The organism is Cronobacter dublinensis subsp. dublinensis LMG 23823, from assembly GCF_001277235.1.
Classification (GTDB): Bacteria; Pseudomonadota; Gammaproteobacteria; order Enterobacterales; family Enterobacteriaceae; genus Cronobacter; species Cronobacter dublinensis.
Genome location: NZ_CP012266.1, coordinates 888,838 through 902,237, shown reverse-complemented (window position 1 = coordinate 902,237; position 13,400 = coordinate 888,838). Strand labels below are relative to the sequence as shown.

General features: G+C 59.2%; 10 protein-coding genes. All 10 read right to left on the bottom strand.

Going from position 1 to position 13,400, the window contains the following annotated elements; translation table 11 throughout:
* Positions 1 to 29 precede the first annotated feature (29 nt).
* On the bottom strand, positions 30 to 344 hold the full coding sequence (locus AFK67_RS04105) for a c-type cytochrome (RefSeq protein WP_038884754.1): 315 nt from the start codon (positions 342 to 344) through the stop codon (positions 30 to 32).
* Positions 337 to 1,641, bottom strand: coding sequence for a tRNA lysidine(34) synthetase TilS (gene tilS, locus AFK67_RS04100; protein WP_038884756.1), 1,305 nt, complete (start codon positions 1,639 to 1,641; stop codon positions 337 to 339). Before tilS ends, AFK67_RS04105 begins: the two co-directional genes overlap by 8 nt.
* Positions 1,642 to 1,705: 64 nt before the next feature.
* Positions 1,706 to 2,095 (bottom strand): VOC family protein, encoded by a 390-nt coding sequence (locus AFK67_RS04095; RefSeq protein ID WP_007718138.1) that lies wholly within the window; start codon positions 2,093 to 2,095, stop codon positions 1,706 to 1,708.
* A 57-nt stretch (positions 2,096 to 2,152) separates the two neighbouring features.
* Complete coding sequence (locus AFK67_RS04090) at positions 2,153 to 4,291, bottom strand: lysine decarboxylase LdcC (RefSeq protein WP_007718137.1); 2,139 nt, start codon at positions 4,289 to 4,291, stop codon at positions 2,153 to 2,155.
* A 93-nt stretch (positions 4,292 to 4,384) separates the two neighbouring features.
* The gene (locus AFK67_RS04085; RefSeq protein ID WP_038884759.1) at positions 4,385 to 6,139 is read right to left on the bottom strand and encodes a chitinase; all 1,755 of its coding nucleotides are present in this window, start codon (positions 6,137 to 6,139) and stop codon (positions 4,385 to 4,387) included.
* 162 nt (positions 6,140 to 6,301) lie between these two features.
* A complete protein-coding gene (gene accA / locus AFK67_RS04080; protein WP_007718135.1) occupies positions 6,302 to 7,261 on the bottom strand; it encodes an acetyl-CoA carboxylase carboxyl transferase subunit alpha in 960 nt (319 codons plus the stop codon).
* Positions 7,262 to 7,364: 103 nt separating this feature from the next.
* Positions 7,365 to 10,847 (bottom strand): DNA polymerase III subunit alpha, encoded by a 3,483-nt coding sequence (gene dnaE, locus AFK67_RS04075; RefSeq protein WP_038884761.1) that lies wholly within the window; start codon positions 10,845 to 10,847, stop codon positions 7,365 to 7,367.
* Positions 10,848 to 10,876: 29 nt separating this feature from the next.
* A complete protein-coding gene (gene rnhB, locus AFK67_RS04070) occupies positions 10,877 to 11,473 on the bottom strand; it encodes a ribonuclease HII (RefSeq protein ID WP_007718133.1) in 597 nt (198 codons plus the stop codon).
* Complete coding sequence (gene lpxB / locus AFK67_RS04065) at positions 11,470 to 12,612, bottom strand: lipid-A-disaccharide synthase (RefSeq protein WP_007718124.1); 1,143 nt, start codon at positions 12,610 to 12,612, stop codon at positions 11,470 to 11,472. Before lpxB ends, rnhB begins: the two co-directional genes overlap by 4 nt.
* A complete protein-coding gene (gene lpxA, locus AFK67_RS04060) occupies positions 12,612 to 13,400 on the bottom strand; it encodes an acyl-ACP--UDP-N-acetylglucosamine O-acyltransferase (protein WP_038884764.1) in 789 nt (262 codons plus the stop codon). Before lpxA ends, lpxB begins: the two co-directional genes overlap by 1 nt.

The window sequence follows — 13,400 nt, the reverse complement described above, 5'->3', positions numbered from 1 at the left end:
TGAACGGGCAGCCCTGGGGCTGCCCTTTTTTATGGTTTCTGTCCGGCGTAATACGCCGCGAGATTCGCCATATCCTCATCCGAAAGACCACTGACGTACGCCTTCATGATCTCCGCCTGGCCGCCGCTGCGCTCGCCTTTTTTATAGGCCTGCAACGCGTGCTCCAGATACGCCTCGTTCTGCCCTGCAAGATTAGGATACAGCGGCGCGCTGGCTTTGCCCGTCGCGCCGTGACAGGCGACGCACATCACCGCTTTCTCTTCGCCCGCCGCCGGGTCGCCTTTGGCCTGCGCCGTCAGGCTAAGGCCCAGCAGGCACGCCAGCCAAAAAAGTTGCTTACTCATCGTTATGCTCCTTATGCCAGGCAAGCCGCAAGCCTGGTTCGTTCTGCGCCTGGCCTTCACGGGTGACAAACAAACCGGGGGCGCAGATGGGTTGCTCATCATAAAACAGAATGGGCGTGGTTTCGCGCCGCCAGGGCGGCACCTGGAGTTCCTGCCAGAGTTTTTTAAGCGGGCGTCCGCGATCGCGCCCGACAATATAAAGCGTGCCCGGCGCGCTAAAGCGCACCGAGAGGGTTTCCTGCGCACGCGGGGCGCGCACGGCGTCGCCCTCGCCACCAAAGGCCAGCGCGCCGAGCGCCTGCGGCAGCAGTAGCGGACGGCTTGCATCCTGCCAGGGGATAATAGTCTGACGCTGTCCGCGGCGCGCTTTAATCCACCAGAGTCGCCCCTGATAGCGCCGCGCTTCATTGTCGCCCACTTTGAGGCGTGGGCTTGCATCTTCACGACTTTGCGCCACTTCGTCCCAGATCCGTTGCAGCGTGGCGCGCGCCGGCATCGGTGCGTTGAGCGCAGCCAGCCAGCGGCGCAGCAGCGCGGCGCGCTTGCGCTCGCTCATGCTTTCAAGCGGCGCGATAGCGAGCGTTTTACCTTCCATCAGCGCAGCCAGTTCCGGCGCCAGCAGCTCATCCAGCAGTTGTTCCTGCTCGCCGCACAGCTGCGCGCTGCGGGCCGCCGCCTGGGTGAAATGCGGCCAGCGGGCTTCCAGCGCAGGCAAAATGCGCAGGCGTAAAAAGTTACGATCGTAGCGATCGTCCTGATTGCTTTCGTCGTCGATCCACAGAAGCTCGTGGCGATCGGCCCAGGCTTCGAGCTGCGCGCGCGGTGTGTTCAGCAGCGGGCGTAGAATGACGCTGCCCGCAAACAGCAGCTCGGCGGGCATCGCCGCCAGCCCCGCCGGGCCGCTGCCGCGCTTAAGCGCCAGCAGCAGGGTCTCGCACTGATCGTCCAGATGCTGCGCCGTGACCAGCGCCTCGCCGGGCACAAGCGCGGCTTCAAATGCCTGATAGCGCGCCTTGCGGGCCTGCGCCTCAACGCCGAGCCCTTCCTCGCGCAGTTCCACATACGCCAGCTCAAGCGGCACCTGCCAGCGATGACACATTGCCTGACAGTGCGCCGCCCAGCGGTCAGCGTTCGGGCTGATGCCGTGATGCACGTGAATGGCGCGCAGGCGCAGCGCAGGGCAAGCCTCGCGCAGTCGCACCAGCTGATGGAGTAACACCGTCGAATCGAGCCCGCCGCTGTAGGCCACCAGTAGCTGGCGTCGGCCCCGCAGGGCACAGAGCAGAGAAGTATCCATTGCGTCGAAAGAAAGAGAAGCCATTGCCGGGCAACTTACCGGGCAATGGCGTCGGGAGCAAGCGTTACTGCTGGTAGAGCTCCAGCGGCAGGCCGTCCGGGTCGGCGAAGAAGGTAAAGCGTTTGCCGGTCAGCGGGTCCACGCGCACCGGCTCGCACGTTACGCCGCGGCTTTCCAGAAACGCCGCCGCCTGGTCCACATCCTCGACGCTGAAGGCGAGATGGCGCAGGCCGCAGGCTTCCGGATGGCTTGGCCGCGCCGGCGGGAACGGAAACGAGAACAGCTCAATGACATACTGGCCGTTGAGCGCCAGATCGCCCTTCCAGGAATCGCGCGCGTCGCGATAGACCTCCGACAGCAGAGTAAACCCCAGCGTGTCGCAGTAAAACGCTTTGCTGCGGTGATAATCCGTCGCGATGATGGCGATATGGTGAATCTGTTTTAAACCCAGCATAATCCCTCCTTATGATTGTCTGGCACGTTACTGAGCCTGGCGCGGCAAAACAAGGGCTTACTCGCTTTTTAGGACACGTACCCTATAGACGCCGTCTTCGCCGCACTTCGCCCCGTGAATGTCGGTTTCAAAGCCTGGATAGTGCCGGCCAATCGAGCAGAGCATTAACAGGAAATCGAGCACCGCGCGCGACGCCTCGGTGATCATCTCGCCGGGCATCACCAGCGGCACGCCGGGCGGATATGGCAGGATCATGTTGGCCGAGACGCGCCCGATCAGCTTTTCTATCTCCACCGTTTCGACATTGCCCTTCACCTGCTGCTGGTACATCTCGTGCGGCGTCATTTTCATTTCCGGCAAGACATCGAACGCACGCAGCATCAGATCCGGGAGATCGTGCTGCTGGATAAGCTTATGGATCCCCTGCGCCAGCTCCTGCACGCGCATATTGCGATAGAAATCCGGATCCTCCGCCCAGAGATCGGGCAGCATGTTTTTCACCCGCAGGTTGAGATCGTAAGCGCGCTTAAACTCCGTCAGCCCGCGCAGCAGGCCCATCGCGCGGGTTTTGTCGATCCCGATACTGAACAGAAACAGCAGGTTGTAAGGCCCGGTTTTCTCCACCACCACGCCGCGCTCGTCGAGGAATTTTGCCACCAGCGCAGCCGGGATCCCCTCTTTTTCCATGTTGCCTTGCGCGTCCATCCCTGGCGTCAGAATGGTGACTTTCACCGGATCGAGATACATATGATCGCTATCGGCATGGGTAAAACCATGCCAGTCGTCGCCGGGCGTGATTGGCCAGCAGTCCGCCTCGTCAATCTCCTCCGGCTGCCAGATGTCGAAGAACCAGCTGTCGGTCTCCTCGCGAAGGCGCTGCACCTCTTTGCGAAAATGCAGCGCGCGCTCCACCGAGCGGTTGATGAGCCGTCGGCCTGGATTGCCGCGCAGCATCGCCGCCGCGGTTTCAATCGACGCTACCAGCGGATAGCTCGGCGAGGTCGTGGTGTGCATCATGTAGGCTTCGTTAAACGTCTCTTCGTCATACTCGCCTTTAATATGAATCAGCGACGCCTGCGACAGCGCTGCCAGCATTTTGTGAGTCGACTGGGTTTCAAAGAAGACTTTGCCCGGCACGCGATCGCCGCTCATGCCGCTTTTGCCTTTGTAGATCGGGTGAAAATGGGTGTATGGCACCCAGGCGGAATCGAAATGGATCGAGGGCACGTCCAGCGTCTGTTTGATCCAGTTGGTGTTATACAGCAGCCCGTCGTAGGTCGAGTTAGTAATAACCGCGTGCACCGGCCAGCTGGCGTCCGGCGTCTGCGCCACTTTTTGCGCTATCGCATCGCGGGTAAACTCGCGCTTCGGAATGCCGCCCAGAATGCCAAGCGCGTTGCGCGTCGGCTTAAGCCACAGCGGCACGATATCGCTCATCATCAGCAAGTGCGTAAGCGACTTATGGCAGTTGCGATCGATAAGCACGGTACTGCCCGCATGGGCGGCGTACATCCCGATGATTTTGTTGGAGGTGGACGTGCCGTTAGTGACCATATAGCTCTGCTCGGCACCAAACGTGCGGGCGATATACTCTTCCGCCTCCAGATGCGGGCCGGTGTGGTCAAGCAGCGAGCCCAGCTCTGTCACCGAGATGGAGACATCGGCCTTGAGCGTATTGCCGCCGAAAAAATCGTAAAACAGGCAGCCGACCGGGCTTTTCTGATACGCCGTCCCGCCCATATGGCCCGGTGTGCAGAACGTGTATTTGCCTTCTTTCACATAGGTAAAGAGGGCTTTAGTAAACGGCGGCGTGATGTTGTCGAGATATTCCTGCGTGTACTGGCGTATACGCGTCGCGATATCGTCAGCAATACCGAGCGAATATTCGAAAAACCAGAGCGCCATGCGCATGTCGTTAGCGCTGACATCCAGTGTGGAGTGGGTATTGATAAAGGCATACAGCGGCAGATATTCATTAAGCTGATTGATCTCACAGCATAAATCGAGGCTGTACTCGTCCCAGTCAAAGATGACGCCGCAGATGCGTGGATTATGCTCAATAAATTTCAGCAGATCGTTGCTGTTTTTCGGCCAAATCAGCTGAAAGCCCTGATGCTGCAGCGCCGCCTGCAACTCCTTCATCGGCTCGTCTTTATAGAAGACGCCGTGCGGCCCCATGATGGCGATGATATTCACTGCTTACCCCCTGGCAAAAAAAACCGTCTGGTAAGCATAGTTGAAGGAACAACGCCAGCGTCTCGCTGGCGTTGGGTGTTGCGTAACGGCGCGTTACAGCGCGTCCCAGGCGTCCTGCCAGCTGATGCCCGCGCCGGGCTCATAGTAGGCGGGCGCCACGCCGCACCAGCCGCCCGCCGGGAACGGCTTGCACTGGTAGAGCGCGCCGTGGTTAAGCACGATATCGCCCGGCTTCCAGCTGTGGGTTGCCGACCAGGACGGATAGTTCACCGGTCCGGCATCCGGCGTTTTGGCCTTCGCTTTTACGTTGAGCACGTAGCTCACGGTATCGCTCAGCTTGCCGTCTTCCACTTTCAGGCTGATGGTGTACTGCGCGTCGCTGGCGCTTTCCGGCGCGTTGAACGTGATGACGCTCTTGTCTTTGCCGCTCAGCGTCTGGCCGGTTTGCGCCATCCAGGTGTAAGTCAGCGCATCGCCGTTGGCATCGGTAGAGCCCGCCGCGCTCAGCGACACTTTGCTGCCGGCATCCACCGCGCCGACCGGGCCGCTGATGCGAGCCACCGGCGCGACATTGCTGGCGGAAGGCTCAGGCGTCGGCGCAGGTTGCGGCTGCGGCGTGGCGCCACCGGAAGCGTCATCGACAATTTTCACGTTAAAGTGGTTTTGTACGCATTTCGCGTAGTCGCCTTCTTTAAACGCGCTGAACGGCGTCTGGTAGCCCACCAGCTGGCACGCGTAAGCCTGACCATCCGGCGTCGTGGTGCTCCAGCTCCAGTCCATTTCCCAGTAAATCGGCAGCGCGCCGGCGCCGCCTGCGTCAAACTGCTTCATTTTCTTACAACCCAGCACTTCATCCGCCGGGACCGGCACCTTCAGGTATTTAGCGAACTCTTTGTAATACGCGATACGGTTCAGCGACTGCGCATTTTCCGCCTCGCCGCCACACTCCACGCCGCCGTTGATTATCTGAATGGTGACGCCAAAGCCAGGCACCAGTCCGCTCTCTTTATCGTGCGCGTTCGGCGTCCAGGTGCCGTCGATGACATGCAGCATGCCAGGCTTCGGCGGCTGCGGGTAGACAAAGAAAAAGAGCGCGCTGGCGAGGTTCAGCCAGGAATCGGCCACCAGCCCGGGTTTATCGAGCAGCGGACGAACGTCGCCGTACATCGCGTCAGAGAACGGTCCGTAGTTGTAGTTATACGAGAGCTGTTTTGCGCCGCGCCCGAAATAACTCATGTAGTCGCCGTCTTTATCTTTACCGCAGGGCCAGGTCTGCCCCTGCCAGGTGTCAGGATTACACTCGCCGTTATAACCGCCCTTCTGCCCTTCGCTCCAGCCCATTTCGCGCAGATAGACCAGCGCCTGACGCCACTCCGGCTGCTCGCGCCAGCTCTCGTGGCCGCCGGTTTCCTGGGCGAAATGCGCAAACATGGTGGCGAGCGATTTACGGCAGATAGCCTCGGCGTCGCGCCCGTCGCTGTAAGCGCTACAGACCGCCGGGAATTTGCCGACCGCTTTGAGGAAATTGCTGTAGGTGTATTCCGGCGCGCGCAGCGGAAAGAGATATTCCCAGTCCTGGGCGCTCAGGATTTTCTCCACCCGCTTAACGTTATCCGGGTTGGCGGCGCGTCCTGGCGCTATCTGTTCGACCTCGGCGTTATCCAGGGTGCGAATTGCGCTTTTTACCGACTGCATCAGTGGAAAGTTCGTCAGCTCATGCTCTTTTTTGGTGAGGTCGCTGGCGTTAAGCGTGTATGGCGTCGTGCTGCTGAGTAATGGCGCGGCAAAAACCGGCGAGCCAGCAAGAAGCCCAGCGGCGCCTATCGCCGCCATTTTTACTATTTCCATTCCGGTGTCCCCTTTGGTTGTGGTTCACCAGCGAGTGTAGGAAGGGAAAATGCGGCGTCATGTCACGTTAACTCATCGCTAAAATCACATTTCATCAGCGGCGCGCAGCCATAAAAAAGGGCCGCTCGCGCGACCCTCAGTGAGATTTTTATTCGCCGTTTATCAGGCGTAACCGTAGCTCATCAGACGCTGATAGCGGCGGTTGAGCAGATCTTCGGTGCTCAGCACATCGAGATCGGCGAGATCCGCCAGCAGCTGCGCCTTCAGCGACTGCGCCATCACTTCCGGGTTGCGGTGCGCGCCGCCCAGCGGTTCCGGGATCACGCTGTCGATAAGCTTCAGCTCTTTCAGGCGCGGCGCGATGATGCCCATCGCTTCGGCGGCAAGCGGCGCTTTGTCGGCGCTTTTCCACAGAATCGACGCACAGCCTTCCGGAGAGATAACGGAATAAGTGCTGTATTGCAGCATGTTGACTTTGTCGCCCACGCCGATAGCCAGCGCGCCGCCAGAGCCGCCTTCGCCAATCACGGTGCAGATAACTGGCACTTTCAGGCGAGACATTTCACGCAGGTTACGGGCGATCGCCTCAGACTGACCACGCTCCTCCGCGCCCACGCCCGGATACGCGCCGGGGGTGTCGATAAAGGTGACGATCGGCATCTTAAAACGCTCGGCCATTTCCATCAGGCGCAGCGCCTTGCGGTAACCTTCCGGCGCTGGCATCCCGAAGTTGCGGCGGATCTTTTCTTTGGTTTCACGCCCTTTCTGGTGGCCGATGATCATCACCGGACGCCCGTCCAGACGCGCAATCCCGCCAACGATCGCTTTGTCGTCGGCATAGGCGCGATCGCCTGCCAGCTCGTCAAACTCCTCAAAGGCCAGGCGGACATAATCCAGGGTATAAGGACGCTGCGGATGACGCGCCAGCTGGGCAATTTGCCAGGCTCCCAGATCGGCGAAGATTTTACGGGTCAGCTCTACGCTCTTTTCGCGCAGGCGGTGCACCTCTTCGTCGATGTTAATATCCAGTTTCTCATCCTGACGGCTAACCGCAGTCAGGGAATCGATTTTCGCTTCCAGCTCTGCAATCGGCTGTTCAAAATCAAGGAAATTCAGACTCATAGTATTCCTGTATTAGTCAAACTCCAGTTCCACCTGCTCCGAACCTGGCAGGCCACGCGGATTGCGTCCAGCGATTCAGGCTCCCGGAACCTGATGCAGTGCATCAGTCAAACTCCAGTTCCACCTGTTCCGAACCAATCAGGCCGCGCAGATCGTTGAGTAAACGATCGTTCGGAGAGACACGCCACGTCGCGCCAAAGCGCAGCCGGGCGCGTGCATCCGCCCTCTGATAGTAGAGATGTACTGGAATGGTTCCCGAACGGTGGGGTTCCAGAGACTGACGGAGTCGGTTTAAAAGCTGGTCATCAATTTGCCTGTCCGTCAGCGAGATAGCAAGCCCGCGCGCATACTTTTCGCGGGCTTCGTCAATGTCCATGACTTCGCGGGCGGTCATTTTAAGGCCCCCGCTGAAGTCATCAAAGCTGACCTGTCCGCTGACGATAAGGATTCGGTCTTTTTCCAGCAGATGCTGGTATTTTTCCAGCGCGTCAGTGAACAACATCACTTCAAGACGCCCGGAACGGTCATCCAGCGTACAGATGCCGATACGATTGCCGCGCTTGGTGACCATTACCCGCGCGGAAATTATCAGACCCGCCGCCGTGGTCAGTTTGCCACGTTCGGTCGGGTGCATATCTTTGAGACGCATACCGCCGACATAGCGATCGATCTCTTTAAGGTACTGGTTAATCGGGTGACCGGTGAGGTACAGCCCCAGCGTTTCGCGCTCGCCCTCCAGCACCACCTGCTCCGGCCACGGCTGACAGTTGGCGTAGGACTGCTCGACCTGTTCCGGCTCTTCCGCCAGCACGCCGAACATGTCCGCCTGGCCAATCGCCTCGGCTTTCGCGTGTTGATCCGCCGCTTTCAGGGCGTCGCCGAGCGAATTCATCAGCGCGGCGCGATGCGGGCCGAGACGGTCAAACGCCCCGGACATGATCAGTTTTTCCAGCACCCGGCGGTTGAGCTTTTTGGTGTCGGTCCGCGCGCAGAGGTCGAACAGCTCGCGGAAGTAGCCGTCTTTGTTACGCGCCTCGATGATAGCCTCGATAGGCCCTTCACCAACGCCTTTAATCGCGCCGATACCGTAGACAATCTCTCCGTCGTCGTTGACGTGGAAATGGTACAGACCGGAGTTTATGTCTGGCGGCAGGATCTTAAGCCCCATGCGCCAGCATTCGTCCACCAGCCCCACCACTTTATCGGTGTTGTCCATATCGGCCGTCATCACCGCCGCCATGAACTCCGCCGGATAGTGGGCTTTAAGCCACAGCGTCTGGTATGACACCAAAGCATAGGCGGCGGAGTGCGATTTGTTAAATCCGTACCCGGCGAATTTTTCCACCAGGTCAAAGATTTTCATCGCCAGCTCGCCGTCGACGCCGTTGTTTTTCGCGCCATCTTCAAAGATAGAGCGCTGCTTGGCCATCTCCTCGGGTTTCTTTTTACCCATGGCGCGACGCAGCATATCCGCGCCGCCGAGGGTATAACCCGAGAGCACCTGGGCTATCTGCATCACCTGCTCCTGATACAGAATAATGCCGTAGGTCGGCTCCAGCACCGGTTTGAGGCTTTCATGCTGCCACTGAATATCCGGGTAGGAAATCGCCTCGCGCCCGTGCTTACGGTCGATAAAGTTATCCACCATGCCCGATTGCAGCGGCCCCGGACGGAACAGGGCCACCAGGGCTATCATATCTTCGAAGCAGTCAGGCTGAAGGCGCTTGATGAGATCTTTCATGCCGCGCGATTCAAGCTGGAAAACCGCGGTGGTTTCCGAGCGCTGCAGCATGTCGAAGCTTTTCTTGTCATCAAGCGGGATAGCCGCGATGTCGATAGGTTCCAGCCCCTGCTTCGCGCGCCGGGCGTTTATCATGTCCAGCGCCCAGTTGATGATGGTAAGCGTGCGCAGCCCCAGGAAGTCGAACTTCACCAGCCCTGCGTATTCAACATCGTTTTTATCGAACTGGGTGACCGGATGCTGGCCCATTTCGTCGCAATAGAGCGGGGCGAAATCGGTAATCTGGGTCGGCGCGATGACTACGCCGCCCGCGTGTTTACCGGCGTTACGCGTGACGCCTTCAAGCTTGCGCGCCATGTCGATGAGGGCTTTCACCTCTTCATCGGCATCGTAAATTTCCTGCAGCTGTGGCTCGACTTCGAACGCTTTGGCAAGCGTCATGCCCGGATCCGGCGGCACCAGTTTCGAGATGCGATCGACGAATCCGTAAGGGTGGCCCAGTACGCGGCCCACGTCGCGAATGACCGCTTTCGCCGCCATCGTACCGAAGGTGATAATCTGCGATACCGCCTCGCGACCGTACATGTCCGCCACGTGTTCGATCACCTGGTCGCGTTTCTCCATGCAGAAGTCGACGTCGAAGTCGGGCATCGAGACACGTTCCGGGTTAAGGAAACGTTCGAACAGGAGGTCGAATTCCAGCGGATCGAGGTCGGTGATTTTCAGCGCGTACGCCACCAGCGACCCTGCGCCCGAACCACGGCCCGGCCCTACCGGAATACCGTTATCCTTCGACCACTGGATAAACTCCATCACGATCAGGAAGTAACCCGGGAAACCCATCTGGTTGATAACCTGAAGCTCAATATCCAGGCGTTCGTCATAGGCCGGGCGCTTCTGCGCGCGCTCTTCCGGGTCCGGGAACAGGAATTCCAGACGCTCTTCCAGCCCCTCTTTGGATTTCAGGACCAGAAAATCTTCCGTGGTCATGTCGCCGGTCGGGAATTTCGGCAGGAAGTATTCGCCAAGACGCACCGTCACGTTACAGCGACGGGCAATCTCGACGCTGTTTTCCAGCGCCTCCGGAATATCGGAGAACAGCTCGCACATCTCATCTTCGGTACGCAGGTATTGCTGCGGCGAATAGTGGCGCGGCCTTTTCGGGTCGTCGAGCGTAAAGCCGTCGTGAATGGCGACGCGAATTTCATGCGCGTCGAAATCTCCGGGCTCGATAAAGCGCACGTCGTTGGTAGCGACAACCGGCACGCCTTTTTCTTCCGCCAGCGCGACCGCCGCATGGAGATAGCGCTCTTCATCAGGACGACCGGTACGGACAAGCTCCAGATAGTAGCGATCCGGAAAGTGTTCCTGGTAAAACGCCAGCGCCTGCTCGGCCATCACGTTGTTGCCACGAAGTAAACACTTACCGACATCCCCCTGACGACCGCCGGAGAGCAGGATCAGCCCTTCGCCGAGTTCGGCCAGCCACTGCTGGTCAATCCACGGGCCCAAAGCGCCGTAACCGCGCTGGTAGGCGCGCGAAATAAGCAGCGTCAGGTTCTGATAGCCGGTGTTATTCGCCGCCAGCACCGTGATATGCGAAAAATCTTCGCCCAGCAGTTCGCACTGCATATTGAAATCGGCGCCGATAATTGGCTTCACGCCGACGCCATGCGCGCCACCATAAAATTTCACCAGCCCGCACAGGTTGGTGAAGTCGGTGATCGCAAAGGCAGGCATGCCAAGCGCGGCCGCCTTTTTTACCAGCGGCCCCGTTTTAGCCAGTCCATCTATCATGGAATAGTCACTGTGCACCCTCAGGTGCACAAAACGAGGTTCAGCCATTTCTGTTTCCGGTTAACTCTGTTTGTCGGTTAAGAGGCGAGGCCCAGCGCGCGCTTGACCGGCGCGAAGCTGCGCCGATGGTGAGCCGTTACGCCGTGCTCGGCCAGCCGCTCAAGATGAAAGGCGGTAGGATAGCCCTTATGCTGAGCGAATCCGTATTGAGGAAAGGTGAGGTCCAGTTCAGCCATTTCCGCGTCGCGCGTGACTTTAGCCAGTATCGACGCGGCGCTGATTTCCGCTACCCTGCTGTCGCCTTTAACGACCGCCATGCTGGGCATCGGCAGCGCCGGACAGCGGTTGCCGTCCACCAGCACATATTCCGGCGTCACGGCGAGGTTCGCGACCGCGCGCTGCATCGCCAGCATCGTGGCGTGAAGGATATTCAGCTCGTCGATTTCGTGCGGCTCCGCGCGACCGAGACTCCAGGCGATCGCTTTCTCTTTGATTTCATCAAAGAGCGCAAGGCGACGCTTTTCAGACAGCTTTTTGGAATCCGCCAGCCCGACAATAGGCTTTAGCGGATCGAGGATCACCGCAGCGGTGACCACAGCGCCGACCAGCGGGCCGCGCCCCACTTCGTCAACGCCCGCCACCAGATGCGTGTGAGGATAGATAAATTCCATCATTGCGCCAGTTCCAGCACCGCGTCCGCCGCCTGTTCATCGGCATTGCAGCGGATCTGCTGATGCAGTTTACGGAAAGTGTCGTGCATCTCATGGCTCTGTTTGCCATCGGCCAGCAGCGGCAGCAGCGCGGCGGCGAGCTTTTGCGGCTCGCACTCATCCTGCAGCAGCTCTTTGACCAGCTCGCGCCCGGCAAGCAGGTTTGGCAGCGACACAAATTCAGTTTTGACCAGCCGTTTGGCAAGCCAGAAGGTAAACGGCTTCATGCGATAGCCGACCACCATCGGGCATTTGGCCAGCATACATTCAAGCGCAGCGGTGCCAGAAGCCAGCAGCGCCGCATCGCTTGCGATCATCGCCTCGCGCGCGTGGCCGTCAAGCAGATGCGCGGTCAGCTCCGGCGCAACTTCCGCTTTGATGCGCTCGAACTGCTCACGCCGCTTCGCATTAACCAGCGGCACGACGATTTCGAGATCCGGGTAATGTTCGCGTAAACGCAGCGCGGTTTTCAGGAAATCCGCGCTCAGCATCTCCACTTCGGCGCTGCGGCTGCCCGGCAACAGGGCCAGACAGCGAGCGTCATGAGCGATGCCCAGTACGTCGCGCGCCGCGTTTTTGTCAGGATCCAGCGGCATGGCGTCGGCCATGGTATGCCCGATAAAGCGACACGGAACGTTAAATTTGTCATAAAACGCTTTTTCGAAAGGCAGAAACGCGAGCACCAGGTCGGTGGCTCTGCCTATTTTGAAAACGCGTTTCTGGCGCCAGGCCCAGACGGAAGGGCTGACGTAGTGAATGGTGCGAATGCCCTGTTGTTTCAGGTTGCCTTCGAGCGTGATGTTGAAATCCGGCGCGTCGATACCGACGAACACGTCCGGTTTCAGCGCAGCGAAGCGCTGCGTGAGGTCGGCGCGGATATGCAGCAGGCGGCGCAGGCGGCCCAGTACTTCCACGATCCCCATCACCGCCAGCTCTTCCATCTCATACCAGGCTTCGCAGCCTTCGGCCTGCATACGCGGACCTGCGACGCCGACAAAACGCGCATTGGGCACGCGCGCTTTGAGCGCCCGGATGAGACCGGCACCAAGAATATCGCCGGAGGTTTCTCCGGCGACCAGGGCAATCGTCAGCGGACGAGTCATTAACGGATCAGACCACGCGTGGAGCGGGCGAAGAAATCGTAGAATGGCTGCACTTCAGGATGCTTTGCGGCAATCTCGGCGATTTCCGGCTTCACCTCGTCCAGCGTCTTACCGCTGCGGTAAAGCAGCTTGTAAGCGTTACGGATAGCGTGCAGCGCTTCTTTGCTGAAGCCGCGACGCTTGAGCCCTTCGATATTGACGCCAAACGGCGTTGCGTGGTTGCCCTGCGCAATCACGTAAGGCGGCACGTCCTGCGCGACGCCGGAGCAACCGCCAACCATGACGTGTGCCCCGATGATGCAGAACTGATGCACGGCCGTCATACCGCCGATGATAGCGAAATCATCGACAGAGACATGCCCGGCAAGCGTGGCGTTATTGGCAAGAATGCAGCGGCTGCCGACAGTGCAATCGTGCGCGATATGCGCGTTGATCATCAGCAGGTTGTCGCTGCCCACCTTCGTCAGACCACCTCCCTGTTCCGTGCCGCGATGAATGGTGACGCTCTCGCGAATGCGGTTGCGATCGCCAATCTCGACGCGGGTCGGTTCGCCAGCATATTTCAGATCCTGGTTAACCTCGCCGATGGAGGCGAACTGGTAAATCTCGTTATCGCGGCCGATCGTAGTATGACCATTCACGACAACATGAGACTTCAGTACGGTACCTTCACCGATTTTTACATCAGGGCCGACAATACAAAACGGACCAATATGGGCGTTGGCACCGATAACGGCACCCTCTTCCACAATGGCGGTAGGATGAATAAAGGCGGTCTTATCAATCAC